Genomic DNA, 25,531 nt, shown 5'->3' with positions numbered 1-25,531 from the left:
CGAAATATGCCTCTAGCGCCCGTAGGGTAAGCGCTAGTAGCTATTGTTTTTGTAGTTCTTGTTCGATCAGCAGGCCGATGTTCAGCACCGGGTCGTCGCGCAGTGCGCCGTGCCACACCATCAGGCCTACGGGCAGTTCGCCCGCTTCGTGACACGGCAGGGACAGTGCGCAGCCGTCCAGCATGTTGACCACGCTGGTGTTGCGCAGCAGCAATCCGTTGACGCGGAAGAACTCCGCGTCGCGCTCGCTGCCCGGCGCGACCGATGCGATGGGGGGCGCCACGATGGGGACGGTGGGCGAGAGCAGGGCGTCGAAGTCGGCCATGGCGGTCTGCATGCGCGCGATCCAGGCGCGCCGCGCGTGCAGCAGATCGATGTAGTCGGCCGCGGACATGCCAGCGCCGCGCTCGATGCGGCTCTTCACGCGCGGGTCGTAGGCGTTGCCGTGCCGTGCCAGCAGCGTGCGGTGCCACGCGTAGCTTTCGGCGGCGGAAAACCCGCCGGTGGCGTTCACATCGGCCAACTGGGCGGTTTCTGCCAGGGCAATCTCGGTGATCTGGGCGCCGGCCGCGCGCAGGCGTGACAGCGTGCGCGCGAAGGCGCGGGCCACGGTGGCGTCCAGTCCGTCCAGGAACAGTGTGGCGGGCACCGCCAGCCGCCAGGCCGACAGCGGTGCGGGGCTGCGCGTGACGCGCCGTGCCGCCAGGATCTCGTGCGCCACGACGGCATCGCGCACCGTGCGGGTGAGTGCGCAGGCCGTGTCCAGCGTCGTGGACAAGGGGACGGCGCCTTCGGTGGGCACGAGGCGCGCGGTGTTCTTGAAACCCACGATGCCGTTCAGCGCGGCCGGGATACGGATCGAGCCGCCCGTGTCGGAGCCCAGGCCAATGAAGGCCGCGCCCGTGGCCACCGACACCCCGGCGCCCGACGATGAGCCCCCGCACACCCGCGCGGGGCCGGGCAGCGCGCCGTGGCGGGCGTCAAATGCGGCGGGCGTGCCGAAGTGCGGATTCACACCTACGCCGGAGAAGGCGAACTCCACCATGTGCGTGCGGCCGATGAACGCTGCGCCCGCGCGGCGCAGGCGCGCCACGGCCGGGCTGTCGGCCGGCGCGGGCGGCGCATCCCGCAACACGGTGGAGCCTGCGGCGGTGGTCATGCCCTGGATGTCAAACAGATCCTTGACCGAGACGGCAAGGCCCGCCAGCGACAGACGCTCCACGCCGGGCACGGCGGCTGCTGCGCGGGCCTGGTCGAAGCTGGTCTGGCGGAACACATGGGCGCAGGTGGGCCCTTCGGCAGCGGCGACGCAGCGCTCGATTTCATCGCGTGCGCTGCTATGCCCGGCAGCTACGTGGCTGCGGGTGGAGACGAGGTCAGCCAACATGGGGATATGCTAGAATCTTTGGGTTTTGCTGAGAGCTGCGCGCCGCCGTGCTGCCAGGCACCATGCAGAACTTAATCGCAAACCAGCCCTCTCAAGGTGTTGCCCTCTGCCCTCTCGTGGGACTGCAAGTTCCACGCAAGAGCGATTCAGTGGGCAAGTATTGAGGCTGGATTTTAGACCCAACCTTCGGAGAAACCTCATGTCCGTCACCATGCGTGAAATGCTGGAAGCCGGTGTCCACTTTGGTCACCAAACGCGCTTCTGGAACCCCAAGATGGCCCCCTTCATCTTCGGCCATCGCAACAAGATTCACATCATCAACCTGGAAAAGTCGCTGCCGATGTTCCAGGAGGCGCAGAAGTTCGCCAAGCAGTTGGCTGCCAACCGCGGAACGATCCTGATGGTCGGCACCAAGCGCCAGGCCCGCGAACTGGTGGCCGAGCAGGCCCAGCGCGCTGGCGTGCCCTATGTCGATCAGCGCTGGCTGGGCGGCATGCTGACCAACTTCAAGACCGTCAAGACCTCCATCAAGCGCCTGAAGGACATGAAGGCACAGCAGGAAGCCGGCCTGGAGTCCATGAGCAAGAAGGAGCAGCTGATGTTCTCGCGCGAGCTGGAAAAGCTCGAGAAGGACATCGGGGGCATTCAGGACATGGCTGCGCTGCCCGACGCCATCTTCGTGATCGACGTGGGCTACCACAAGATCGCCGTGTCCGAAGCCAAGAAGCTGGGCATCCCGCTGATCGGTGTGGTGGATTCCAACCACTCGCCCGAGGGTATCGACTATGTGATCCCCGGTAATGACGACTCGGCCAAGGCTGTGGCTCTGTACGCCCGCGGCATCGCCGACGCTATCCTTGAAGGCCGTGCCAACGCCGTGACGGAAGTGGCCAAGGCTGTGGCTGCCGAAGGCTCCGACGAATTCGTGGAAGTGGACGAGAACGCCGCCTAAGTCAAGGGCCGCGCGATGCGTCGCAAAAAAAGCGGGGCCCCTGGTGAGCCCCCTTTTTTTTAGCTTCTGATCCTGTAACGAACTGAACTCAAGAACTGGAGAAACACGATGGCTGCAATTACCGCAAGCATGGTTGCCGAACTGCGTGGCAAGACCGATGCCCCCATGATGGAATGCAAGAAGGCCCTGACCGAGGCCGACGGCGACATGGCCAAGGCCGAAGAGCTGCTGCGCGTCAAGCTGGGTACCAAGGCCGGCAAGGCCGCTTCCCGCGTGACGGCCGAAGGCGTGGTGGCATCGTTCATCAACGGCAACGTGGGTGCGCTGATCGAAGTGAACAGCGAAACCGACTTCGTGTCCAAGAACGACAGCTTCATCGCCATGGCCAACGCCGCCGCCAAGCTGGTCGCTGAGCACAACCCCGCGGACATCGAAGCACTGGGCCAATTGGCCTATGAGCAGGATGGCTTCGGCCCCACCCTGGAAGATGTGCGCAAGGGCCTGATCGGCAAGATCGGCGAGAACATGTCTTTCCGTCGTTTCAAGCGTTTCAGCGGCTCCAACCTGGCCGCCTACCTGCACGGCTCGCGCATCGGCGTGGTGGTGGAGTTCGACGGCGATGCCGTGGCCGCCAAGGACGTGGCCATGCATGTGGCCGCCATGAAGCCCGTGGCGCTGACCAGCGCCGACGTGCCTGCCGACCTGATCGCCAAGGAGCGTGCCGTGGCCGAGGGCAAGGCCGCCGAGTCCGGCAAGCCGGCCGATATCGCCGCCAAGATGGTCGAAGGCTCGGTGCAGAAGTACCTCAAGGAAGTCTCGCTGGCCGACCAGGTCTTCGTGAAGGCCGCCGATGGCAAGCAGACCGTGGCCCAGATGCTCAAGGCCGCCAACACCACGGTGAAGGGCTTCACCCTGTACGTGGTGGGCGAGGGCATCGAGAAGAAGGTGGACGATTTCGCCGCCGAGGTGGCTGCGCAAGTCGCTGCCGCCAAGTCGGGCGCCTGATAGCGCCTGCCGCCCACGCCCTTCATCCCCCCAGTCCAGCCTTACGGAGAATTGCCCATGACCCTCGCCACGCCAGCCCACAAGCGCATCCTGCTCAAGTTGTCTGGTGAGGCGCTCATGGGCGATGACGCATTCGGCATCAACCGTGCCACGATCGTGCGTATGGTCGAGGAGATCGCCGAGGTCACCCGCCTGGGCGTGCAAGTGGCGGTGGTGATCGGCGGGGGCAACATCTTCCGCGGTGTGGCGGGCGGGTCCGTGGGCATGGACCGCGCCACGGCCGACTACATGGGCATGCTGGCCACCGTGATGAACGCGCTGGCCCTGGCGGACGCCATGGACAAGCAGGGGCTGACGGCCCGCGTGATGTCCGCCATCGGCATCGAGCAGGTGGTGGAGCCCTACGTGCGTCCCAAGGCGCTGCAGTACCTCGAAGAGGGCAAAGTGGTGGTGTTCGCCGCCGGAACCGGCAACCCGTTCTTCACCACCGACACGGCCGCCGCGCTGCGCGGCGCCGAGATCGGCGCCGAGGTGGTGCTTAAGGCGACCAAGGTCGACGGCGTGTACACGGCCGATCCGATGAAGGACCCGTCGGCCACCCGCTATGCCAAGCTCACGTTCGACGAGGCCATGAGCCGCAACCTGGGCATCCTGGACGCGACGGCCTTTGCCCTGTGCCGCGACCAGAAGCTGCCGATCCGCGTGTTCTCCATCGTGAAACATGGCGCGCTGAAGCGCGTGGTGATGGGCGAAGACGAAGGCACGTTGGTGTACGCTTGACGGCTTTGCCGCGCCTGGCCTGATTGCCCGCTTGCAGAGGAACCACACATGACGATTGCCGACATCAAGAAGACGACCGAGGCGAAGATGGACCAGTCCATCGCCGCCTTCAAGAACAACCTGGCCAAGATCCGCACCGGCCGCGCCAACCCGCAGCTGCTCGACACGATCCATGTCGAGTACTACGGATCCATGGTGCCGTTGTCCCAGGTGGCCAACGTGGCATTGCTCGACGCGCGCACCATCAGTGTGCAGCCCTGGGAAAAGAACATGGGTGCCAAGATCGAGAAGGCGATCCGTGAAAGCGATCTGGGGCTGAACCCGGCCTCCATGGGCGACCTGATCCGCGTGCCCATGCCGCCGATGAGTGAAGAGCGCCGCAAGGAGATGACCAAGCTGGCGCGCAGCGAAGGCGAGGGCGCCAAGGTGGCCATCCGCAACCTGCGCCGCGATGCCAACGAGGGCGTCAAGAAGCTGGTCAAGGACAAGCTCGCCTCCGAGGACGATCAAAAGCGCGCCGAGGCCGATGTGCAGAAAACCACCGACAAGCACATTGCAGAGATCGATGCCTTGGTGGCGGCCAAGGAGCAGGAAATCATGGCGATCTGATCCGGTTCTGCGGATCGATCCTGGATTCATGCCCACCGTGCAGGGAGCCATTCCCCACCACATTGCCATCGTCATGGATGGCAACGGCCGCTGGGCGACGCGCCGCTTCCTGCCGCGCCTGGCGGGGCATCGGCAGGGCGTGGAATCGCTGCGGCGCTGCGTGCATGCTTGCGTCCAACGCGGCGTGGGCGTGCTTACCGTGTTCGCGTTTTCCTCCGAGAACTGGAACCGTCCGGCGGACGAGGTGTCCGGTCTCATGGATCTGCTTGCCAAGGCGCTGACACGTGAGGTGCCGCAACTGGCCCGGGATGGCGTGCAGGTGCACTTCGTGGGGGAAAAATCGGGCATTTCGGCGCAGGTGCGCGAAGGGCTCCAGCGTGCCGAGGCGGCCACCGCAAGCAACCAGCGCCTGGTGCTCAATGTCTGCTTCAACTACGGCGGCCGCTGGGACATCACGCAGGCCGCAGCTGCGCTTGCAGCGCGGGGCGAGCCCATCACCGAGGCCAGCCTGCATGCCGCCATGGGCATGGCCCATGTGCCCGATCCGGATCTGCTGATCCGAACCGGTGGCGAGCGGCGCATCAGCAACTTCCTGCTGTGGCAGGCCGCCTATACCGAACTGTATTTCAGTGACCGCCTGTGGCCCGATTTCGACGAGGCCGCACTGGATGAAGCCATCGCGGACTTCGCGGCGCGCGAGCGCCGCTTTGGCCAAACCTCCGACCAGGTACAAGCGCAGCAGCCCGGTTCGCTGCGTGCCTGATTCCGTCCACCGCACATCGCTGAAGGGGCCTGGATGCTCAAGCAACGTGTCATCACCGCGTTGGTCCTGCTGGCCATTCTGTTGCCGGCATTGTTCTATCCCTCGTTCGTGCCCTTTGCCGTGGTGACGCTGGTCATGATGGCTGCGGCGGCGTGGGAATGGGGGCGGCTTAACGGCCTCGGCGGCGGCGCCAGCATCGGCCTGGGGGCGGCGTGTGTAGTGCTGTGCGGCCTCGGGTGGGCCGCGGGCTGGCTGCACCAGCCGCTGCCCTGGCTGTGGCTGGTGGGCGGCGCTGCCTGGGTGCTGGGTGGGGCCGCCTTGCTGCGCGTCGGCGTGGCCGGCTGGCCGCAGCTGCCGCGCGGGCTGCGCGTGGCTGGCGGCGTGCTGGCGCTGTGGATGGCCTGGCTGGCCGTGGCCCAGGCGCGCGTGGTGGGGGGCAATTACCTTCTGTCGGTTCTGACCCTGGTGTGGGCGGCCGATATCTTTGCCTACTTTGCCGGCCGCGCTTTTGGCCTGCGCTTCACGCGCAACAAGCTGGCTCCCTCTATCAGCCCCGGCAAGAGCTGGGAAGGGGTGTGGGGTGGCATGCTGGGTGTGCTGGTGCTGGCCGCGGCCTGGACTGCGGCCGATGGGGCCTGGCAGGCCAGCGTGCCCAGCCTGTACTCACGCCTGGCAGCCCAGGGCGTATGGCTGCTGGTCGTTGGCGCATTGTTCATGGCCGCCATGAGCGTGGTAGGCGACCTGGTGGAGTCGCTCATCAAGCGCAGCGCCGGTGTCAAGGACAGCAGCGGCCTGCTGCCCGGCCACGGCGGCGTACTGGACCGCATTGATGCGCTGCTGCCCACGCTGCCCCTGGCCATGATGCTTTCTCATTTCGCATCCGCATGAAACAACGTCTCACGGTGCTGGGTTCCACGGGATCCATCGGCACCAGCACCCTCGACGTGGTGGCACGCCACCCCGATCTCTACGAAGTCTTTGCGCTGAGCGCGGCCACGCAGGTGGACCTGATGCTGGCGCAATGCGCGCAGTTCCGTCCGCGCTATGCCGTGATGGCCAGCAGTGCGCATGCGCGCCAGCTGGCAGACAAACTGCAGCAGAGCGGCTTGCCCACCGAGGTGCTGCAAACACCCGATGCGCTGCAAGCCATTGCCTCGCACGAAGAGGTGGACGCGGTCATGGCGGCCATCGTGGGCGCGGCGGGCCTGGCGCCGTGCCTGGCGGCCGCGCGTGCGGGCAAGCGCCTGCTGCTGGCCAACAAGGAGGCGCTGGTCGTCGGGGGCGAGGTGTTCATGGCTGCGGTGCGCGAAGGCGGCGCCACGCTGCTGCCCATCGACAGCGAGCATTCCGCCATCTTCCAGAGCCTGCCCGAAGACCCCGCCACCTGGCCGCGGCGCGTGGACCACGTGCTGCTCACCGCGTCGGGCGGGCCGTTTCGCACGCGCGACCCGGCCACGCTGCGCGACGTGACACCGGCGCAGGCCTGCGCGCATCCCAACTTCTCGATGGGCCGCAAGATTTCCATCGACTCGGCCACGATGATGAACAAGGCGCTGGAGGTGATCGAGGCGCGCTGGCTGTTCAACCTGGCGCCCGAGCAGATCAAGGTGGTCATCCACCCGCAGCAGATCATCCACTCCATGGTGCAGTTCGTGGACGCGTCCATCATTGCCCAGTTGGGCACGCCCGATATGCGCGTGCCCATCGCCTGTGGCCTGGCCTGGCCCGAGCGGGTGGAAAGCGGCGCGGCACCCCTGGATTTCACGCAACTGGCAGCGCTGACCTTCGAAGAAGCGGATGCCACGCGCTTTCCCGGCCTGCACCTGTCCTGGCAGGCGTTGCGCGCGGCGCCCGGCACCACGGCCGTGCTCAATGCAGCCAACGAGGTGGCAGTGGCGGCTTTCCTGGAGCAGCGCATACGTTTCGACCAGATCCATGCGCTCAACCTTGCAACTTTGGAAGCCGTCGAACCGTCCAACCCGGACTCGCTGGACGCACTGCTGGCGCTGGATGCGCGCACGCGTGCGCGGTCCGCGGAGTTGATGGCGCGCCTGTGACGGATGCTCTTAAAAGGTGAGCGTTTTGCGCTTGTCACATAAGGGTTACAGGTGCCTTTTATATTCAAACCATTGGTGGATAAGCGCCAGGCGCTCTGATTTTTGTAGGAAACCCCAGGCATGCTGCTGACTGTCGTTGCCTTCATCGTTGCGTTGGGCGTACTGATCGCCGTGCATGAGTACGGCCATTACCGCGTGGCGGTGGCCTGCGGTGTCAAGGTCCTCCGCTTCTCGGTCGGCTTTGGCAAGCCTTTGCTGCGTTGGCAGCCCAAGGGTTCACCCACGGAATTCGTCATCGGCGCCTTTCCGCTGGGAGGGTACGTGCGCATGCTGGACGAGCGCGAGGCGCCCGTCGAGCCGCATGAACGCCACCTGGCCTTCAATACCCAGCCCCTGCGTTCGCGCGCCGCCATCGTTGCCGCGGGGCCGCTGGCCAATCTGCTCCTGGCGGTGTTGTTGTATGCCGCCGTCAACTGGAGCGGCGTGGACGAGCCCAAGGCCTACCTGGCCAGCCCTGTAGCGGGCTCGGTGGCCGAGCAGGCGGGCCTGCGCGGCGGCGAACTGGTGGTGTCCGCCGGGCTGGGCGAGGGCGATTTCGAGCCCGTGCGCTCGTTCGAAGATCTGCGCTGGACGCTCACGCGTGGCGCGCTGGACGGGCAGAACGTGCGGCTGCTGCTGCAGCCAGAGCGCGGAACGACGCCGCGCGAGGTGCTGTTGCGCATAGATCAGCTGGACGTGCGCGAGGCCGATGTGCAGCTGTATCGCCGCATCGGCATCACCGCGCCCTGGACGCGTCCCGTGTTGGGCGAGGTCGTGCCAGGCGGCGCGGCTGCGCGTGCGGGGCTGCGCGCTGGCGATGTGGTTCTGCGCCTGGGCAGTGCGGCGGTGGTGGATGGCGTGCAACTGCGCGAGCTGATACGCGCGTCCGTGCAGGCGGGCCAGCCGCTCACGCAGGTCTGGCGCATCGAGCGCGACGGTCAGCCGCGCGACCTGGAAGTCACGCCCGAAGTGGCGCAGGAGGCGGGCGGCGCCGTGGGACGCGTCGGCGCCTATGTGGGCGCGCCGCCCGAGATGGTGAACGTGCATTACGGCCCCTTGGAAGGGCTCTGGAAAGGCACGGTGCGCACATGGGAGGTGTCGGTCCTCACGCTGCGCATGATGGGCCGCATGGTGATCGGTGAGGCTTCGCTCAAGAACCTCAGCGGGCCGCTGACCATCGCCGATTACGCAGGCCGTTCCGCCAGCATGGGGCTGACCCAGTACCTCAGCTTCCTCGCACTCATCAGCGTGAGCCTGGGAGTGCTGAACCTGCTTCCGCTGCCCGTATTGGATGGGGGGCACCTGATGTATTATCTTTGGGAGGGGGTGACGGGACGGGGCGTGTCCGAAGCCTGGATGGAGCGGCTGCAGCGCACAGGCGTCGCGGTGCTTCTCCTCATGATGTCCATCGCCCTGTTCAACGACCTCACCCGGCTTTTTGGCTAACCTTTTCGCCGCCGTTGCGCTGCACTGTCGGCTCCAGCTTCATCCATGAGAAAACATATCAATCGCCTGGGCGTGCGTACGGCATCCGCCCTCGCAGCCATGGTTTTTGCCTCCCAAGCCGCATGGGCGCTGGCGCCGTTCAAGGTGCAGGACATCCGTGTGGAAGGCCTGCAACGTGTGGAGCCGGGCACCATCTTCGCGTCGTTGCCGCTGCGCGTGGGTGACGAGTACAACGACGACAAGGGTGCAGCAGCCATCCGCGCGCTGTTTGCCCTTGGCCTGTTCAAGGACGTGCGCCTGGAGGCTTCCGGCAACGTGCTGGTGGTGGTGGTGGAAGAGCGCCCGACCATTGCCGACGTGGATTTCGCCGGCACCAAGGAGTTCGACAAGGACACCCTCAAGAAGGCCATGCGCGACGTGGGTTTGACCGAGGGGCGCCCCTTCGACAAGGCCCTGGCCGACCGCGCCGAGCAGGAACTCAAGCGCCAGTACATCAACCGCAGCCTGTATGGCGCGGATGTGGTGACCACCGTCACGCCGATCGAGCGCAACCGCGTCAACCTCACCTTCACCGTCACCGAGGGCGAGCCCGCCAAGATCAAGGAAATCCGCATCGTCGGCAACAAGGCCTTCAGCGAATCCACGCTCAAGGGGCTGTTCGACCAGGACACGGGCGGTTGGATGAGCTGGTACACCAAATCCAACCGCTATTCGCGCGCCAAGCTCAATGCTGACCTGGAGACGCTGCGCTCGTACTATCTGGCGCGCGGCTTCCTGGAGTTCCGCATCGAGTCCACGCAGGTGGCGATCTCGCCGGACAAGCAGGACATCTCGATCACCGTCAACGTGAACGAGGGCCAGAGCTATGTGGTTTCAGGGGTGAAGTTGGAAGGCAACTACCTGGACCGCGACGACGAGTTCAAGTCGCTCATCACCATCCGCCCCGGCGAACCCTACAACGCCGACAAGGTGGCCGAAACCACCAAGGCTTTCACTGACCACTTCGGGAACTTCGGCTTCGCCTTCGCGCGCGTGGAGGCCGTGCCCGAGATCGACCGCGAGAACAACCGCGTGGCCCTGGTGCTGCGTGCAGAGCCCTCGCGCCGCGCCTATGTGCGCCGGATCAACGTGAGCGGCAACAACCGCACCCGCGACGAAGTCATCCGCCGCGAATTCCGCCAGTTTGAAGCCTCCTGGTACGACGGCGACAAGATCAAGCTGTCGCGCGACCGCGTGGACCGCCTGGGCTATTTCACTGAGGTGAATGTGGAAACCAAGGAGGTGCCGGGCGCGCCCGACCAGGTGGACCTGGTGGTGAACGTGGCCGAGAAGCCTACGGGATCGCTGCAACTGGGGGCGGGCTTTTCCAGCGCCGAGAAGGTCTCGGTGTCGTTTGCTATCAAGCAAGAGAACGTCTTCGGTTCAGGCAACTACCTTGGCGTGGACGTCAATACCAGCAAGTACCGTCGCACGCTGGTGTTCTCCACCACCGATCCGTACTTCACGCAGGATGGCATCTCCCGTACCTTCGACGTGTACTACCGCACGGCCAAGCCCTACGAATACCAGGGCGGCAACTATGAGCTGGTCACCGCGGGCACCAGTGTGCGCTTGGGCGTACCCTTCAGCGAGACCGACACCGTGTTCTTCGGGGGGGGAGTGGAGCAGACGCGCATCAAGACCGGTACCAATATCCCCGCCGCCTACCTCGCCTATGCGCAGCAGTTTGGTGAAACCAGCCTATCAGTGCCGCTCACCATTGGCTGGTCGCGCGATGACCGTGACAGTGCGTTGGCACCGAACTCCGGGCGGTACCAGCGCCTGAACTCCGAATGGTCCGTGGCCGGCGATGCGCGCTATGTGCGAGCCAACTACCAATACCAGCAGTACATTCCCTTGAACAAGCAGTTCACCATCGCCTTCAACGGTGAGTTGGGCTTAGGCAAGGGCATGAATGGCCGTCCCTTCCCGGTGTTCAAGAATTTCTACTCCGGCGGCCTGGGCTCGGTGCGCGGCTTCGACCAGGGCACACTGGGTCCGCGGGACGTGACCGGTGCGTCGCTGGGCGGCCCCAAGAAGATCACGCTGAATGCCGAACTCATCGCGCCGTTCCCCGGCGCCGGCAACGACCGCACGCTGCGCTGGTTCACTTTCGTGGACGCGGGCAACGTGTACGGCGAGGATGAGAGCTGGGAGCTGGGCGACATGCGCGTCTCAGCTGGTCTGGGCCTGAGCTGGATTTCCCCGCTGGGCCCGCTACGTATCGCCATCGCGCAACCGGTGCGCAAGTTCGCCGGCGATAAAATCCAGAAACTGCAATTCCAGATCGGAACGTCTTTCTAATGAAATCCCTTTCCCGCCACATTCCCCTGGTCGTCCTGTTGGGCTCCCTGGCTGCCGCCGTGCCTGCACAGGCACAGGAGTTCAGGGCCGGCTTTGTGAATACCGACCGCATCTTCCGCGAAGCCAACACCGCTAAGGCGGCGCAGGCCAAGCTGGAGCAGGAGTTCTCCCGCCGGGAGAAAGAACTGGTGGACATGGGCAATTCGCTCAAGTCCGCCACCGAGAAGTTTGAGCGTGAGGCGCCCACGATGGCCGAGAGCCAGCGCACCGCACGGCAACGCCAGTTGGTGGACCAGGACCGCGAATTCCAGCGCAAGCGCCGCGAATTCCAGGAGGACCTGGGCGCGCGCAAGAACGAGGAACTGGGCCAGGTGCTCGAGCGCGCGAACCGCGTCGTCAAGCAGGTGGCCGAGCAGGAGAAGTACGACGTGATTCTGCAGGAGGCCGTCTACATCAATCCCAAGCACGACATCACCGACAAGGTGATTAAGGCGATGAACGCTGCCAACGGCGGCAAGTAAAGCACCGGCACGGGACAGTAGCGCGTGAGCTTGCGACTCGGGCAGATCGTCGATGCACTTGGGGGCAGCCTGGAAGGAGGGGAGAGGGATACCGAAATCCTCCGCATCGCCCCGCTGGAATCCTCCGGCCCGGGCGACCTGTCCTTCCTGAGCAATCCGCGCTACCAGTCACAACTGGCCGCCTCCCAGGCGGCCTGTGTCATTGTGGCCCCCGCGATGCGCAATGCAGCCTTGGAGCGCGGCGCTTGCATCGTTGCGGAGCAGCCCTACACGTACTTTGCACACGTGACGCAGCTGTGGGTGCGCGCGCATGGCCAAGGTGCGCCTGCGGGCATCCACCCCAGCGCCGTAGTCGATCCGCAAGCCCGGGTGGCCCCGACAGCCTCGATCGGTCCCCTGTGCGTGGTCGAGCGCGGCGCAGTGATTGGAGCGCACACGGTGCTCAAGTCGCGGGTGACGGTCGGCGAGCGTTGCACGGTTGGCGAGCGCTGCATCCTGCACCCTGGCGTGGTCATCGGGGCGGACGGCTTCGGCTTTGCGCAGCAGCGCGGCGAATGGATCAAGATCGAGCAACTGGGCGCGGTGCGCATCGGCAACGATGTGGAGATCGGTGCGAACACCTGCATCGACCGCGGAGCGCTCGACGACACGGTCATCGAAGACGGCGTCAAGCTCGACAACCTGATCCAGATCGCTCACAACGTGCACATCGGCCGCCACACCGCCATGGCGGGCTGTTCCGCGGTGGCGGGCAGCACCCGCATCGGCGCGCACTGCACGATTGCAGGGGCCGCGTCCATCGTGGGGCACCTGCAGTTGGCGGACAATGTGCACATCTCCACCAACACGGTGGTGACGCACTCGATCACGCAACCGGGGCAGTACACCGGGGTGTTTCCCATGGACGACAATGCGAAGTGGGAAAAGAACGCGGCCACGCTGCGGCAGCTGTACCGGCTGCGTGAACGCATCAAGGCTCTCGAACAAACACGAAAAGACGGCTAGGCCGCTCACAGAAAAATGATGGATATCCACCAAATTCTCAAACTCCTGCCCCACCGCTATCCGTTCCTGCTGGTGGATCGGGTGAATGAGCTCGAACGCGGCAAGCGCATCCTGGCCATCAAGAACGTGACCATCAACGAGCCGTTTTTCACGGGGCACTTCCCCGCACGCCCGGTGATGCCGGGGGTGTTGATTCTCGAAGCACTCGCGCAGGCGGCGGGCTTGCTGTCGTTCGACATGATGGGTGAGGCGCCGGGCGACGACAAGGTCTTTTACTTCGTCGGTATCGATGGTGCGCGCTTCAAGCGCCCCGTGGAGCCAGGCGATCAGCTCATCCTTGACGTGGAACTGGATCGCATCAAGGGCGGCATCTACAAGTTCAAGGGCGTCGCGCGCGTGGGCGATAGCGTCGCGTGCGAGGCCGAGATCATGTGCACCATGCGCACGGTGGCCTGACGGGCCGAGGATTTCGCTTGGCGCCCAACATCCATTCCACGGCCCTTGTTGATGCGGCCGCGCAGTTGGACCCTACTGTTACGGTGGGGCCGTATGCGGTTATCGGCCCCCACGTGCAAATCGGCGCGCGCACGTCGATTGGCGCGCACTGCGTGATCGAGGGCCATACGCGCATTGGCGAAGACAACCGCATCTTCCAGTTCAGTTCGCTGGGAGCAGCTCCGCAGGACAAGAAATACGCGGGCGAGCCCACGCGTTTGGAGATCGGCCACCGCAACACGATCCGCGAGTTCTGCACCTTCAACGTCGGGACCGTGCAGGACCGGGGCGTCACCTCCATCGGGGACGACAACTGGATCATGGCCTATGTGCACATCGCGCACGACTGCGTGGTGGGCAACCAGACCATCCTGGCCAACAACGCCACGCTGGCCGGACATGTGCAGGTGGGTGACCAGGCCATCATCGGCGGCTTGACCGGCGTGCACCAGTTTTCACGCATCGGCGCCCACGTCATGGCGGGCTTTGCCAGCCGCATCTCGCAAGATGTTCCGCCCTTCATGATGGTGGACGGCAATCCGCTGGCCGTGCGCGGGCTGAACCTGGAAGGCCTGCGCCGGAGGGGTTTTTCCGTGCAGCGCATGGCGGGCATCAAGCAGGCCTACCGCCTCCTGTACCGCCAGGGCCTCACGCTGGAGGCCGCGCTGTCGGCCATGGCCGACGTGCCGCATTCGCATCCCGAGGCGGAAGGCGATATCGCCCTGCTGCGTGATTTCGTGATCGCGTCTCAGCGCGGTATCGCGCGCTGAGACGCCGCTGGCGCCATGGTGGCTGAGTCTCCCCGCGTCGCAATGGTGGCTGGCGAAACCTCTGGCGACCTGCTGGCCGGCCTGCTGCTGGACGGCCTGCGTGCGCGGTGGCCCGCCGTGGCCAGTATGGGCATCGGCGGGCCGCGCATGCAGGAGCGGGGCTTTCAGGCCTGGTGGCCCAGCGAACGGCTGGCCGTGCACGGCTACAGCGTCGAGCTGGTGCGGCGCCTGCTGGGCATTCTGCGGATCCGCCGGCAGCTGCGTGCCAGATTGCTGGCGGACAAGCCCGACGTCTTCATCGGCGTGGATGCGCCCGATTTCAACCTGGGGTTGGAGGCGGACCTGCGTGCCGCCGGCATAAAGACGGTGCACTTCGTCTGCCCTTCGATCTGGGCGTGGCGCGCCGATCGGGTCGAGAAGATTCGTTCCAGCGCGGACCATGTCCTGTGCATCTTTCCGTTTGAGCCGAAACTGCTCGCGCGCCAGGGCATCGCCGCCACCTATGTCGGCCACCCATTGGCCAGTGTCATCCCCCGGGTGCCCGACAAGGCGGCTGCGCGCGCACAGCTGGGCCTGACGGTACACGATGAAGTGCTGGCCATCCTGCCGGGCAGTCGCTCGGCAGAGGTGGCCTACATTGCCAAGCCGTTCTTTCAGGCTGCAGCGCTTATCAAAAAAGCGCGACCAGCTATAAAAATAGTAGTACCCGCGGTGCCGGCCCTGAGGGCTCGTATCGAGCAGATCGCGCGCGAATGCGGGGTGCTGGATGCGCTGACCATCGTCACGGGCCAATCGCACCTGGTGCTCGCGGCCTGCGACGTGACGCTGATTGCCAGTGGCACCGCCACGCTGGAGGCCGCGCTGTTCAAGCGGCCGATGGTCATCTCCTACCACATGCATCCGATCAGTTGGCGCCTCATGCGCCGCAAGCAGTTGCAGCCCTGGGTGGGCTTGCCCAACATCCTGTGCAGGGAGTTCGTGGTGCCCGAGCTGTTGCAGGACGCCGCCACGCCCGACGCACTGGCCACCGCGGTCCAGGACTGGCTGGACGCGCGGTTGCAGGATCCGGCCCGTATCCAACGGCTGGAACAGCGCTTCACGGCATTGCACGACGATCTGCAGCGCGATACCCCGCGACTGGCTGCCCATGCGATCCAGAACCTCCTTGCTTGAGCAGGCCGCCCTGGACTGGCATCCGCCCGGCCTCGTCGCCGGCGTGGATGAGGCCGGGCGTGGGCCGTTGGCCGGCCCCGTGGTGGCGGCTGCGGTGATCCTGGACGACCTGCAGCCCATCGCTGGCCTGGCCGACTCCAAGGTGCTTACGGCCGCACGGCGCGAGAAACTCTACGACGAGATCCGTGCCAAGGCGCTGTGCTGCAGCATTGCGGAAGCATCGGTGGAGGAGATCGATCAACACAATATCCTGCAAGCCACGATGCTGGCCATGCGCCGTGCGGTGCTGGGGCTGCGGCTGAAGCCGGTGCGGGTGTTGGTGGATGGCAATCGCTTGCCGCCGCTGGACGTTCCGGCGGAGGCCATCGTCAAGGGCGATGCGCTGGTCGCATCGATCTCAGCCGCCTCCATTCTTGCAAAGGTCACGCGCGACCGCTGGTGCGCGCAATTGCACCAGCAATACCCGGTGTATGGCTTTGCCGGCCATAAGGGCTACGGCACGGCAGAGCACCTGGCCGCGCTGGAAGTGCATGGGGCCTGTCCCCAGCACCGGCGCTCGTTCGCGCCGGTGGCGCGCGCCTTGCAGGCGCCCGTCGCCGCCTGAGTCTGATCGCTATCCCCCTTTGCGTTTCCTATGCACGCCACGCCTGCTTTCATCCAATCGCGCGACAACGCACTGCTCAAGGAGTTGCGCCGCCTGTCGCAGGACAGTTCCGCATACCGCAAGCAGGGCCGTGTGTGGCTGGAGGGAGATCATCTGTGCAGCGCCGCGCTGGCGCGTGGACAAAAGCCAGCGATAGCGGTGTTTTCGGAGTCATTTTGGCCCCAAGCGCTCGCTGAATATGCGCGAGCAGCTACGAAAAATGTAGTGATCGCTGATGTGCTCTGGAGTGACATCAGCGCTCTGGAATCTCCGGCGCCCATGGGTTTTGTGTTGCCGCTGCCTGAAGCGGAGGGGTTGGACGGCAGGATGCCGACTGTCGTGCTCGATCGCCTGCAGGATGCGGGTAACGTGGGCTCCATCCTGCGCAGCGCATCGGCATTCGGGTTCACGCAAGTGGCGGCGCTGAAAGGCACCGCAGCGCTCTGGAGTGGCAAGGTGCTGCGCGCGGGCATGGGCGCCCATTTCGCCCTGCGGCTGGTCGAGGGGTTGGCGCCCGCAGACATCGACCGGCTAGAGGTCCCGTTGCTGGCAACCAGCTCGCACGAGGGCGACTTCCTCCATCGCGCAGCCTTGCCCTGGCCGTGTGGCTGGATCATGGGCCACGAAGGGCAGGGCGTCTCGCCCGCCCTGCAGCAGCGTGCGCGGCGCCACATCCGCATTGCCCAGCCTGGGGGCGAGGAGTCGCTCAACGTGGGGGCCGCCGCGGCCATCTGCCTCCATGCCAGCGCTGCGGCGCGCGACTCGGCTGGCTGAGGCGTTCACGGGCCTGGCCGCGCGTCCGCCGGCGGTAGGGCGAATCGGTGGGAGAGCCTACTCAGTGCCCGCGAGACAGGGCACATTGATGTCGCGCGCGAACAGCCGGCAATTGATCGAGTGGCTTGCTTCCACGCCGGCGTTGCGGTTGCGTTGGAATGCCGCCAGCTTGTTCTCTTCGTAGCGCGGATGGGGCGGCGCGCCTTCGGGGCGGTCCAGGCTCTCGGCCCACACGGACGCATGGCACAGGCTCTTGCCTTCGCAGGCATTCGCCGCGGCGCGCTGCACATAGGCGCGGTTGCCTGCCTTGTCGGTCGGCACCATCACATACACATGATGGCCATATCGGCCGATCACGGCATCTTGGGCCAGGGCATGCGGGGCGCTCAGTGTGAGCAATAGTCCCAGCAGGGCGAAAGTTGGTCGCTTCATCATGCTCCTCCGGTAATGGTTTTTTCTGTGGCTCGCTGTGCCAGCAGTGAATCTGGGGCCTGCAGGGGCGTTACAAACAAAAAAGCCGCTGAAAAAATCAGCGGCTTTTGCTTGTCTTTGGTGCCCAGGAGAGGACTCGAACCTCCACGATGTTACTCGCTAGTACCTGAAACTAGTGCGTCTACCAATTCCGCCACCTGGGCATTTCAGGGAAGCTCTGATTATAGGAGCCTTTTTGATCGCCTGAACGGCATTTCCAAAAATTTTATGTGTCCCTTGCGCTGCTCCAACACGCCCACATTGTTGAGACGCAGGTAACAAAAAAGGCCACTTCAAATGAAGCGGCCTTTGCTGTCAGAACCCTGGCGGGTTCTCGTTAAACTTGGTGCCCAGGAGAGGACTCGAACCTCCACGATGTTACTCGCTAGTACCTGAAACTAGTGCGTCTACCAATTCCGCCACCTGGGCATTTCAGGAAAGTCATAGATTGTATATCAAAAAAAATCACTCTGAATCATCCGTCGCCAAAGTTTCACTGGACGAGATCGAAGGCACCGTCCAGGGACACCGCGACGGGCATGGCTTCGTCCTGCGCGATGACGGCCAGCCTGACATCTACCTTCCTGCCAATGAGATGCGGGCGGTATTGCACAAGGACCGGGTGCGCGTGCGCATCGCGCGCCAGGACCGGCGCGGCCGGCCTGAAGGCCGCGTGGTCGAGATTCTGGAGCGCCCGCCCCAACCCATCATCGGGCGCCTTCTTCAGGAGAGCGGTGTCTGGCTGGTCGCCCCTGAGGACAAACGGTACGGCCAGGACGTGCTGATTCCCAAGGGTGCCACGGGGGCTGCTGCGACGGGACAGGTCGTGGTGGTGGAACTGACCGAGCCGCCGGCTTTGTTTGGGCAACCCGTGGGACGGGTGGTCGAAGTGCTGGGGGAGGTAGACGACCCCGGGATGGAGGTGGAAATTGCCGTGCGCAAATACGGGGTTCCGCACGAATTCTCCGAAGCGTGCCTTGACCAGGCGAAGGCGCTGCCGGACAAGGTGCGCGCTCAGGACAAGCGTCGACGCGTTGATCTGACAGATGTCCCCCTGGTCACCATCGATGGTGAAGACGCGCGCGACTTCGACGACGCGGTGTATTGCGAACCCGCCAAGATCGGGCGCGCCAAGGGGTGGCGCCTGCTCGTGGCCATCGCGGACGTGAGCCACTATGTGGAGACAGGCAACGCCATCGATATTGACGCCTATGACCGGGCGACCAGCGTTTATTTCCCGCGGCGCGTTATCCCCATGCTGCCGGAGAAACTCTCCAACGGGCTGTGCTCGCTGAACCCCCATGTCGAGCGCCTGTGCATGGTGTGCGACATGATGGTTACCGCCAAAGGTGAAATTCACGCCTATCAGTTCTATCCTGCGGTCATGCTCAGCCACGCGCGGCTTACCTATACCGAGGTGGCTGCGGTGCTGGCCAATACGCGCGGCCCGGAAGCGCTGAAGCATCAAGAGCGCGTGGGCAACCTGCTCAACCTCTACGAGGTCTACCGCGCATTGCTGGCCGCGCGGCAGGCGCGCGGCGCCGTGGACTTCGAGACGACCGAGACGCAAATCGTCTGTGATGACAATGGCCGTATCGAGAAAATCGTCCCGCGTGTACGCACCGAGGCGCACCGCCTGATTGAGGAGGCGATGCTCGCCGCCAACGTCTGCAGCGCCGATTTCATCGGTCATGCCGGCCGGGCGGGGCTGTATCGCGTTCATGAGGGGCCTACGCCGGAGAAGCAAGAGATCCTGCGTGCATATCTCAAAGCCATGGGTGTTGGCATGTCGATCGGGGACGACCCGCGGCCGGCAGAATTCCAGGCGATTGCCGAGGCCACCAAGGACCGGGTGGATGCGCAGCAGATCCACACCATGCTGCTGCGTTCGATGCAGCAGGCGATCTACACGCCTGTCAACAGCGGTCACTTCGGTTTGGCATTCGAAGCCTATACACACTTCACCAGTCCTATTCGCCGCTACCCGGATCTGCTGGTGCATCGCGTGATCAAGTCCATCTTGAGCGGCACCAAATATGTGCTGCCCGCGCTGCCGACGCCGGGGGAGGCTCAGTTCAAGCTGGCCAAGCGTCTGGCTTCCAAGGGGGGGGAATCCTCTGCACGCCCTTCCAAGACGGGTGGCGTTATCAGCGTCCGGGAGACGCAGGCGTGGGAGGCCGCGGGACTGCACTGCAGTGCGAACGAACGCCGTGCGGACGAGGCCAGTCGTGACGTGGAAGCATGGCTCAAGTGCCAGTACATGCGTGAGCATCTGGGTGAGGAGTACAGCGGTGTCGTCAGCGCGGTGACGAGCTTCGGCATCTTCGTGACGCTTGATGCCCTCTATGTGGAAGGGTTGGTGCACATCACGGAACTGGGTGGGGAGTACTTCAAGTTCGATGAGGCGCGGCAAGAACTGCGGGGGGAGCGCACGGGTATCCGCTATGCGATTGGTGCACGCGTGCGTGTTCAGGTCAGCCGCGTCGACCTCGATGGCCGCAAGATCGACTTCCGGCTGGTGCACGAAGCCGGCGACGGTTTCTCCACCAAAGGCCCCAAGTCCAGGGATGGCGCGAAACGCGGTTCCTCGGCAGCGGCCTTGGATGGTCGATCCGCCTCGGTGCCCACGGCCCGGGAAAGCAGAGAGGAGGGGAGCCGGCGGCGCCCGCATAAGCAGGCCTTGGCCGGCAAAAAAGCGGCAGGTGGCAAGAACCCTTCTAAGGGCCGCAAATCCCGCGGTTGAGTAGATTGATGGGTAAGAAGGACAGGAGACAAGCGTCGCATATGGTTAAAGCATCGAAGGTGGCCATCGTTACGGGGGCTGGGTCAGGGATTGGCAAGGCGGCGGCTTTGGCGCTGCTGCGCGATGGATGGAGCGTTGTTCTCGCTGGGCGGCGTGAGTCGCTATTGCAGGAGGTCGTGGGCGAATCAGAGGGTGGGGTGCGTGCGCTCGCCGTTCCCACCGATGTGTCCGACCCCGCTGCGGTGCGCACGCTGTTTGACCGGGCTGTGCTTCAGTTCGGGCGCGTGGATCTGTTGTTTAACAATGCGGGCGTGAGTGCTCCCGCCGTGCCGCTGGAGGATCTGGCGGTGGAGCAGTGGCGGCAGGTGGTCGACGTCAACCTCAATGGCATGTTCTTTTGCATGCAGAACGCTTTTCGGGTCATGAAGACGCAGTCGCCACGGGGCGGGCGCATCATCAATAACGGCTCGATTTCAGCGCACGCCCCGCGGCCCAACTCCATCGCCTACACCGCCACCAAGCATGCGGTGATGGGCCTGACAAAGACAGCGGCTCTCGATGGGCGCAAGTACGATATTGCGGTGGGACAAATCGATGTCGGGAACGCCCAGACCGAGCTGGCCCAGCGCATGACGCAGGGCGTGCAACAGGCCAATGGCCAGATTGCGGCGGAACCTCTGATGGACGTGGACATCGTGGGGCGGTCCGTGCTTTACATGGCCAATCTTCCGCTGGAGGCCAATGTGTTGTTCCATACCGTCATGGCGACCAAAATGCCTTTTGTCGGGCGTGGCTGAGAAATTCATACGCGCCTTGCTGCACGCGGCAGGGGCGCTGTGCATGCTGCTCGCTGCCTCGGTGGCCGCCGCGCCGGCCGTGGATATGGCGCCGCGTGTGCAGGCCTGCACTGCGTGCCATGGCAAGCAGGGGCGTGCTACTCCTGACGGTTATTTCCCTCGCATCGCGGGAAAGCCGGCGGGATATCTGCACAACCAACTGCTCAATTTCCGGGATGGCCGGCGCAGCTATCCGCAGATGGCGTACTTGCTGCAGCATCTGACGGATGACTATCTCCAGGAGATGGCGGACTACTTCGCAAGACTGGACCTGCCCTATGCGCCACCGGTAGCTGCAGCTGTATCAGCAGCCACACTGGCGCAGGGAGAGAGGCTTGTGCGGTGGGGGGATGCGAGCCGCCAATTGCCGGCCTGCGTGCAGTGCCATGGCGATACTCTGGCGGGCGTCGCGCCTTTCATTCCAGGGTTGCTGGGACTGTCTCGCGATTATGTGAGCGCCCAGTTGGGGGCCTGGCAGACCGGTCTGCGGCGCGCCCATGCGCCAGATTGCATGGCGCGCATCGCCGGCAAACTGACCGCTGACGATGTAAGTTCCATCGCGGCGTGGCTGTCCTCCCGTCCTGTTCCCTCAAGGTTCACACCGGCGCCGGCATTCAAGGCGCCGCTGCCAATACCTTGTGGCGGCATGGGTTCTCCGGCGTTGCAGGCTGGCGCGGAGCAGGTGCAATGAGTGCTTGGCGCAAAAGGCTTGCGACGGCGGGGCTTTCCGTAGCGCTGGTTGCGGGAGGGATCTGGGTATTGAACCGGGTGGATGAGGCTCCGCTGCCGCACGCCGAACGCGTGACCACCACGGCCTCTCTCGACATTGCCAGAGGCCGGTACTTGGCACGTGCTGGTAACTGCCTCGCCTGCCACACCAGGCAGGGAGGCGTGGCATTCGCAGGGGGCCGTGGGATAGAGACGCCTTTTGGCGTGATTTACGCCCCCAACCTTACACCCGACCGGGAAACGGGTATCGGAGCGTGGTCTGCATCGGAATTCTGGCGTGCCCTGCACAATGGCCGTTCGCGCGATGGCAGGCTGCTTTCGCCGGCCTTTCCTTATCCCAGCTATACGCGCGTCACCCGTGAAGACTCGGATGCCATCTTTGCCTTCTTGCAAAGCTTGCCGCCGGTGGTGCAACCCAGCGTGCCGTCGCGCATGCGCTTCCCGTTCAATACCCAAGCGGCATTGGCAGTGTGGCGAGCGTTGTATTTTCGGCCTGGTGTATTCGAGCCCGTAACGTCCCGCTCTGCGGAATGGAATCGAGGCGCCTATCTCGTGCAGGGGCTCGGGCACTGTGCTGCATGCCATTCGCCGCGCAACGCGATGGGGGCGGTATCTACAGACGGGCGTTTGAGCGGGGGGATGGCGGCAGGCTGGTACGCCCCAGCGCTCAACACCTCGAATGAAGGAGGTGTGGCGGAATGGCCCAGGCAGGATGTGGTCATGCTTCTGGGGGCGGGGCGCTCACCCCGGGCCGCGGTATCCGGCCCCATGGCGGAGGTGGTCTACCACAGCCTTCAGTATTTGAGCGATGCCGATCTGCAAGCGATGGCGGACTATCTGCAAGCGCTGCCGCCAACGGACAAGGTCGCCGCGCCTCGGCGGCCCCCTTCACCTGCGTCGATGCAGCGTGGGCGGGCCACGTACGAGCGTCAATGCGTGCAGTGCCATGGAGGCGAGGGCCAGGGCGATCCTGAGGCCTTTCCTCCGCTGGCAGGCAACCGGGCGGTGATGCTGGAAAATCCTGTCAATCTGGTGCATATGGTGCTGCGGGGCGGGTATCTGCCAGCCACCGGCGGTAATCCGCAACCCCATGGCATGCCGCCATTCCTGCAGCGTTTGAGTGACGCAGAAGTGGCGGATGTGCTTTCATATATTCGCAACGCCTGGGGTAATGCGGCTTCCAGGGTCGATACGATCGATGTCCATCGGGCCCGTGAGGGGCGTGATTCTTAAGGAACTTCTCATGGGCTCCGAAGCCTTTTTGCCCGATGTTGCTTCACATGCCAGCGCAACGCCGCAGTGGTGGGTTGTGTGTCTGTGCGCACAATGGTGCGGTGTATGCCGTGAATACCGTCAAGCCTTCGACCAAACTGCGCGCGCTTGGCCGCAAATGCGCTTTGAATGGGTGGATGTGGAGGATGAGGAAGAAGTGGTCGGCGACCTGGATGTAGAGACTTTTCCTACTGTCTTGATTGCCGATGGGAGGGCTGCACGGTTTCTGGGGCCCCTATTGCCTCAGGCCACAGTGTTGGGGCGCATGCTTCAAAGCTTGCAGCAGGCTTCCCAAGTAGCCACGATGGACAGCGCAGCGCAGGACCTTTTTGAAAGAATACGGTCAAGCCGCCAGGGTTGATTCCCGCCCGAATGCAAGATACGTGCCTTTGGTCTTTGCAGGTGGCTCGCATATTGGCTACAATACTGGCTTCACGACCAAAACGGGCGGGTACTTACCGCCCTTTTTTTTTGGGCGTTTGATTTTTGGTTTTTGCAGCCTTGCCGGCCCCGGCGGGGCCTTCACTTGGAATTGGATAGAGCGCACGCACGTGGCACTGCAGCAAATCGTAGAACAAACCGTGGCCGGGCTGGGCTATGACCTGGTGGAGATTGAGCGCTCCGCCGGAGGGTTGCTGCGCATTACCATTGACCTGGTTTGGGTGGCGCCCACGGATGAGGTGTCCGCTGCCGTAGGCGTCGAGCAATTCATTACCGTAGAGGATTGTGAAAAGGTCACCCGTCAGCTGCAGTTCGCGCTGGAGGTGGAGGGGGTGGACTACACGCGGTTGGAAGTCTCATCCCCTGGGATCGATCGCTTGTTGCGCAACGAGGCGGACTTCAAGCGTTTCGAGGGCGAGGTGATCGACATCACCCTCAAGCAGCCCATGGGCGCTGCGGCGGGAGGGCAAGTGCATGCCAACCGCAAGAAATTCCGGGGAACGCTCGAGCGTGCCGATTCGGGCGGTTGGCAGATTGTCTGGAGCGATGAGCCGCCCGTGAAGCCGGGGCAGCGCATCAGCAAGAAGCGCGTGCCAGCGCCTTTGCAGGCCCTTGGTTTCACTTTGGATGAGTTGCGCGAGGCGCGGCTTGCGCCGATCGTGGATTTCAAAGGACGAGGGACCAAGCCTGGGGAGCCGGGCTGAAGGTTGCATAACCGGACTGTTCTCTGAGCGGGCAGTTCGTCAGGAATTGAGAAACAGGAGAGCCGTCGCATGAATCGCGAGTTGTTGATGTTGGTAGAAGCCATTTCGCGCGAAAAGAACGTGGAGCGCGATGTGGTCCTGGGCGCTGTGGAGTCTGCTCTGGCACAGGCCACGAAGAAGCTCTACCAGGGTGAAGTGGACATCCGCGTGTCGATTGATCGCGACAGCGGCGAATACGAGACTTTCCGTCGTTGGCTGGTGGTGCCCGACGATGCCGGATTGCAGAACCCCGACGCAGAAGAGCTGCTGATGGATGCCCGCGAACGGGTGGCCGATATCGAGGTGGGGGAGTACATCGAGGAAGCCGTCGAGTCGGTACCGATCGGCCGCATCGGGGCCATGGCGGCCAAGCAGGTGATCCTGCAAAAGATCCGCGATGCCGAACGCGAGATGCTGCTCAACGATTTCATGTCACGCGGCGAGAAAATTTTCACCGGCACGGTGAAACGCATGGACAAGGGCGACATCATCGTCGAGAGCGGCCGGGTGGAAGGGCGCCTGCGTCGCGGCGAGATGATCCCGAAGGAAAACCTGCGCAATGGGGACCGTGTGCGCGCCATGATCATGGAGGTGGACCTCACGCTGCGCGGAGCGCCCATCATCCTCTCGCGCTCCGCGCCGGAGTTCATGATCGAGTTGTTCCGCAACGAGGTGCCCGAGATCGAGCAGGGCCTGCTGGAGATCAAAAGCTGTGCACGTGACCCCGGCAGCCGCGCGAAGATCGCTGTGCTCAGCCATGACAAGCGCGTGGACCCCATCGGCACCTGCGTTGGCGTGCGCGGAACGCGTGTGAACGCCGTGACCAACGAGCTGGCGGGGGAGCGCGTGGACATCGTGCTGTGGTCCGACGACCCCGCGCAGTTCGTGATCGGCGCGCTTGCTCCGGCCAACGTGACTTCCATCGTGGTCGACGAAGAGAAGCACGCCATGGACGTCGTGGTGGATGAGGAAAACCTCGCCATCGCCATCGGGCGCGGCGGCCAGAACGTGCGCCTGGCGTCCGACCTCACGGGCTGGAAGATCAACATCATGGATGCGGCCGAATCCGCGCAGAAGCAGGCCAATGAAACCGATGCTGCGCGTCGCCTGTTCATGGAGAAGCTGGATGTGGATGAGGAGATCGCCAACATCCTGATCGAGGAGGGCTTTGCCAGCCTCGAGGAAGTGGCCTATGTGCCGCTGCAGGAGATGCTGGAGATCGAGAGCTTTGACGAGGACACGGTGAACGAGCTGCGCGCACGCGCTAAGGATGCGCTGCTCACCATGGAAATCGTTCGTGAAGAAAGCGTGGAAAGCGTATCGCAAGACCTGCGTGACCTCGAAGGTCTAACGCCCGAACTGATCGCCAAGTTGGCGGAAGGCGGCGTGCATACGCGTGACGACCTGGCCGATTTGGCCATTGACGAACTGACCGAGCTGACCGGCCAGTCTGCCGAAGATGCGACCGCCTTGATCATGAAGGCGCGCGAGCACTGGTTCTCGGGGCAAGAGTAAGGGTCAGGGAGGTTCGAAC

The 25,531-nt window shown here is 64.2% G+C and carries 25 protein-coding genes and 2 tRNA genes; 23 read left to right on the top strand and 4 right to left on the bottom strand.

Going from position 1 to position 25,531, the window contains the following annotated elements:
- Positions 1-40: 40 nt before the first annotated feature.
- Entirely contained in the window at positions 41-1,387 is a 1,347-nt protein-coding gene (locus MRB47_RS14730) for an amidase (protein WP_252101063.1), read from the bottom strand.
- 199 nt (positions 1,388-1,586) lie between these two features.
- Here MRB47_RS14730 and rpsB point away from each other — a divergent pair, with 199 nt between their 5' ends.
- From rpsB to MRB47_RS14650, 16 genes are all read left to right on the top strand, one after another.
- Positions 1,587-2,339 (top strand): 30S ribosomal protein S2, encoded by a 753-nt coding sequence (gene rpsB / locus MRB47_RS14725; protein WP_011805780.1) that lies wholly within the window; start codon positions 1,587-1,589, stop codon positions 2,337-2,339.
- Positions 2,340-2,447: 108 nt separating this feature from the next.
- Positions 2,448-3,344 carry a translation elongation factor Ts gene (gene tsf / locus MRB47_RS14720; protein WP_011805779.1) on the top strand — a complete coding sequence of 299 codons (897 nt, stop codon included), beginning with the start codon at positions 2,448-2,450 and terminating at the stop codon, positions 3,342-3,344.
- Positions 3,345-3,401: 57 nt separating this feature from the next.
- The gene (pyrH, locus tag MRB47_RS14715) at positions 3,402-4,124 is read left to right on the top strand and encodes a UMP kinase (protein ID WP_011805778.1); all 723 of its coding nucleotides are present in this window, start codon (positions 3,402-3,404) and stop codon (positions 4,122-4,124) included.
- A 48-nt stretch (positions 4,125-4,172) separates the two neighbouring features.
- Positions 4,173-4,733 (top strand): ribosome recycling factor, encoded by a 561-nt coding sequence (gene frr, locus MRB47_RS14710; protein ID WP_011805777.1) that lies wholly within the window; start codon positions 4,173-4,175, stop codon positions 4,731-4,733.
- Positions 4,734-4,761: 28 nt separating this feature from the next.
- Positions 4,762-5,496 carry a polyprenyl diphosphate synthase gene (gene uppS / locus MRB47_RS14705; protein WP_015912865.1) on the top strand — a complete coding sequence of 245 codons (735 nt, stop codon included), beginning with the start codon at positions 4,762-4,764 and terminating at the stop codon, positions 5,494-5,496.
- Positions 5,497-5,529: 33 nt separating this feature from the next.
- Positions 5,530-6,384: a phosphatidate cytidylyltransferase gene (locus MRB47_RS14700; protein WP_252101062.1), complete on the top strand. Its 855-nt coding sequence runs from the start codon at positions 5,530-5,532 to the stop codon at positions 6,382-6,384.
- Positions 6,381-7,553, top strand: coding sequence for a 1-deoxy-D-xylulose-5-phosphate reductoisomerase (gene ispC / locus MRB47_RS14695; RefSeq protein ID WP_220638771.1), 1,173 nt, complete (start codon positions 6,381-6,383; stop codon positions 7,551-7,553). The genes MRB47_RS14700 and ispC overlap by 4 nt, the downstream gene beginning before the upstream one ends.
- 120 nt (positions 7,554-7,673) lie before the next feature.
- Positions 7,674-9,038 (top strand): RIP metalloprotease RseP, encoded by a 1,365-nt coding sequence (rseP, locus tag MRB47_RS14690; RefSeq protein ID WP_252101061.1) that lies wholly within the window; start codon positions 7,674-7,676, stop codon positions 9,036-9,038.
- A 45-nt stretch (positions 9,039-9,083) separates the two neighbouring features.
- Positions 9,084-11,381 (top strand): outer membrane protein assembly factor BamA, encoded by a 2,298-nt coding sequence (gene bamA / locus MRB47_RS14685; RefSeq protein ID WP_252101060.1) that lies wholly within the window; start codon positions 9,084-9,086, stop codon positions 11,379-11,381.
- Positions 11,381-11,902, top strand: coding sequence for an OmpH family outer membrane protein (locus tag MRB47_RS14680; RefSeq protein WP_015912870.1), 522 nt, complete (start codon positions 11,381-11,383; stop codon positions 11,900-11,902). Before bamA ends, MRB47_RS14680 begins: the two co-directional genes overlap by 1 nt.
- 24 nt (positions 11,903-11,926) lie before the next feature.
- Positions 11,927-12,907: a UDP-3-O-(3-hydroxymyristoyl)glucosamine N-acyltransferase gene (gene lpxD, locus MRB47_RS14675; protein WP_252101059.1), complete on the top strand. Its 981-nt coding sequence runs from the start codon at positions 11,927-11,929 to the stop codon at positions 12,905-12,907.
- Positions 12,908-12,922: 15 nt separating this feature from the next.
- Complete coding sequence (gene fabZ, locus MRB47_RS14670; RefSeq protein WP_011805769.1) at positions 12,923-13,363, top strand: 3-hydroxyacyl-ACP dehydratase FabZ; 441 nt, start codon at positions 12,923-12,925, stop codon at positions 13,361-13,363.
- Between the two features lie 17 nt (positions 13,364-13,380).
- Positions 13,381-14,172 carry an acyl-ACP--UDP-N-acetylglucosamine O-acyltransferase gene (gene lpxA, locus MRB47_RS14665; protein ID WP_252101058.1) on the top strand — a complete coding sequence of 264 codons (792 nt, stop codon included), beginning with the start codon at positions 13,381-13,383 and terminating at the stop codon, positions 14,170-14,172.
- Between the two features lie 15 nt (positions 14,173-14,187).
- Positions 14,188-15,345 carry a lipid-A-disaccharide synthase gene (gene lpxB, locus MRB47_RS14660; RefSeq protein WP_015912872.1) on the top strand — a complete coding sequence of 386 codons (1,158 nt, stop codon included), beginning with the start codon at positions 14,188-14,190 and terminating at the stop codon, positions 15,343-15,345.
- Positions 15,320-15,949, top strand: a complete 630-nt coding sequence (rnhB, locus tag MRB47_RS14655; RefSeq protein ID WP_011805766.1) for a ribonuclease HII — start codon at positions 15,320-15,322, stop codon at positions 15,947-15,949. The genes lpxB and rnhB overlap by 26 nt, the downstream gene beginning before the upstream one ends.
- Positions 15,950-15,979: 30 nt before the next feature.
- Positions 15,980-16,762 carry a TrmH family RNA methyltransferase gene (locus MRB47_RS14650; RefSeq protein WP_015912873.1) on the top strand — a complete coding sequence of 261 codons (783 nt, stop codon included), beginning with the start codon at positions 15,980-15,982 and terminating at the stop codon, positions 16,760-16,762.
- 57 nt (positions 16,763-16,819) lie between these two features.
- Here MRB47_RS14650 and MRB47_RS14645 read toward each other — a convergent pair whose 3' ends face one another.
- The 3 genes from MRB47_RS14645 to MRB47_RS14635 form a co-directional block, all read right to left on the bottom strand.
- Positions 16,820-17,194 carry a hypothetical protein gene (locus tag MRB47_RS14645; protein WP_015912874.1) on the bottom strand — a complete coding sequence of 125 codons (375 nt, stop codon included), beginning with the start codon at positions 17,192-17,194 and terminating at the stop codon, positions 16,820-16,822.
- Between the two features lie 118 nt (positions 17,195-17,312).
- A tRNA-Leu gene (locus MRB47_RS14640) sits at positions 17,313-17,397 on the bottom strand.
- Between the two features lie 180 nt (positions 17,398-17,577).
- Positions 17,578-17,662: transfer RNA gene (locus tag MRB47_RS14635), tRNA-Leu, on the bottom strand.
- Between the two features lie 19 nt (positions 17,663-17,681).
- Here MRB47_RS14635 and rnr point away from each other — a divergent pair.
- From rnr to nusA, 7 genes are all read left to right on the top strand, one after another.
- Positions 17,682-19,976: a ribonuclease R gene (gene rnr / locus MRB47_RS14630; protein WP_015912875.1), complete on the top strand. Its 2,295-nt coding sequence runs from the start codon at positions 17,682-17,684 to the stop codon at positions 19,974-19,976.
- A 41-nt stretch (positions 19,977-20,017) separates the two neighbouring features.
- Positions 20,018-20,773, top strand: coding sequence for an SDR family oxidoreductase (locus MRB47_RS14625; RefSeq protein ID WP_252102639.1), 756 nt, complete (start codon positions 20,018-20,020; stop codon positions 20,771-20,773).
- 43 nt (positions 20,774-20,816) lie between these two features.
- The gene (locus MRB47_RS14620; protein WP_252101057.1) at positions 20,817-21,503 is read left to right on the top strand and encodes a c-type cytochrome; all 687 of its coding nucleotides are present in this window, start codon (positions 20,817-20,819) and stop codon (positions 21,501-21,503) included.
- A complete protein-coding gene (locus MRB47_RS14615) occupies positions 21,500-22,774 on the top strand; it encodes a c-type cytochrome (protein ID WP_252101056.1) in 1,275 nt (424 codons plus the stop codon). The genes MRB47_RS14620 and MRB47_RS14615 overlap by 4 nt, the downstream gene beginning before the upstream one ends.
- Positions 22,775-22,784: 10 nt before the next feature.
- Complete coding sequence (locus MRB47_RS14610; RefSeq protein WP_123676591.1) at positions 22,785-23,174, top strand: thioredoxin domain-containing protein; 390 nt, start codon at positions 22,785-22,787, stop codon at positions 23,172-23,174.
- Positions 23,175-23,364: 190 nt separating this feature from the next.
- Positions 23,365-23,958 (top strand): ribosome maturation factor RimP, encoded by a 594-nt coding sequence (gene rimP / locus MRB47_RS14605; protein WP_252102638.1) that lies wholly within the window; start codon positions 23,365-23,367, stop codon positions 23,956-23,958.
- Positions 23,959-24,027: 69 nt separating this feature from the next.
- The gene (gene nusA, locus MRB47_RS14600) at positions 24,028-25,512 is read left to right on the top strand and encodes a transcription termination factor NusA (RefSeq protein WP_252101055.1); all 1,485 of its coding nucleotides are present in this window, start codon (positions 24,028-24,030) and stop codon (positions 25,510-25,512) included.
- The last annotated feature ends 19 nt before the right edge of the window (positions 25,513-25,531 follow it).

This window comes from Diaphorobacter sp. LI3 (genome assembly GCF_022807955.1).
Classification (GTDB): Bacteria; Pseudomonadota; Gammaproteobacteria; order Burkholderiales; family Burkholderiaceae_C; genus Diaphorobacter; species Diaphorobacter nitroreducens.
This window is presented reverse-complemented; position numbering and strand designations above follow the sequence as displayed.

Coding starts and splice junctions, on each gene's coding strand:
- lpxB (WP_015912872.1), top strand. CDS start 14,188: ATGGTGGCTGAGTCTCCCCGCGTCGCAATGGTGGCTGGCGAAACCTCT.
- MRB47_RS14625 (WP_252102639.1), top strand. CDS start 20,018: ATGGTTAAAGCATCGAAGGTGGCCATCGTTACGGGGGCTGGGTCAGGG.
- MRB47_RS14615 (WP_252101056.1), top strand. CDS start 21,500: ATGAGTGCTTGGCGCAAAAGGCTTGCGACGGCGGGGCTTTCCGTAGCG.
- fabZ (WP_011805769.1), top strand. CDS start 12,923: ATGATGGATATCCACCAAATTCTCAAACTCCTGCCCCACCGCTATCCG.
- nusA (WP_252101055.1), top strand. CDS start 24,028: ATGAATCGCGAGTTGTTGATGTTGGTAGAAGCCATTTCGCGCGAAAAG.
- MRB47_RS14610 (WP_123676591.1), top strand. CDS start 22,785: ATGGGCTCCGAAGCCTTTTTGCCCGATGTTGCTTCACATGCCAGCGCA.
- tsf (WP_011805779.1), top strand. CDS start 2,448: ATGGCTGCAATTACCGCAAGCATGGTTGCCGAACTGCGTGGCAAGACC.
- MRB47_RS14680 (WP_015912870.1), top strand. CDS start 11,381: ATGAAATCCCTTTCCCGCCACATTCCCCTGGTCGTCCTGTTGGGCTCC.
- MRB47_RS14645 (WP_015912874.1), bottom strand. CDS start 17,194: ATGAAGCGACCAACTTTCGCCCTGCTGGGACTATTGCTCACACTGAGC.
- bamA (WP_252101060.1), top strand. CDS start 9,084: ATGAGAAAACATATCAATCGCCTGGGCGTGCGTACGGCATCCGCCCTC.
- frr (WP_011805777.1), top strand. CDS start 4,173: ATGACGATTGCCGACATCAAGAAGACGACCGAGGCGAAGATGGACCAG.
- ispC (WP_220638771.1), top strand. CDS start 6,381: ATGAAACAACGTCTCACGGTGCTGGGTTCCACGGGATCCATCGGCACC.
- MRB47_RS14620 (WP_252101057.1), top strand. CDS start 20,817: ATGCTGCTCGCTGCCTCGGTGGCCGCCGCGCCGGCCGTGGATATGGCG.
- pyrH (WP_011805778.1), top strand. CDS start 3,402: ATGACCCTCGCCACGCCAGCCCACAAGCGCATCCTGCTCAAGTTGTCT.
- MRB47_RS14650 (WP_015912873.1), top strand. CDS start 15,980: ATGCACGCCACGCCTGCTTTCATCCAATCGCGCGACAACGCACTGCTC.
- uppS (WP_015912865.1), top strand. CDS start 4,762: ATGCCCACCGTGCAGGGAGCCATTCCCCACCACATTGCCATCGTCATG.
- rnhB (WP_011805766.1), top strand. CDS start 15,320: ATGCGATCCAGAACCTCCTTGCTTGAGCAGGCCGCCCTGGACTGGCAT.
- MRB47_RS14730 (WP_252101063.1), bottom strand. CDS start 1,387: ATGTTGGCTGACCTCGTCTCCACCCGCAGCCACGTAGCTGCCGGGCAT.
- MRB47_RS14700 (WP_252101062.1), top strand. CDS start 5,530: ATGCTCAAGCAACGTGTCATCACCGCGTTGGTCCTGCTGGCCATTCTG.
- rpsB (WP_011805780.1), top strand. CDS start 1,587: ATGTCCGTCACCATGCGTGAAATGCTGGAAGCCGGTGTCCACTTTGGT.
- rseP (WP_252101061.1), top strand. CDS start 7,674: ATGCTGCTGACTGTCGTTGCCTTCATCGTTGCGTTGGGCGTACTGATC.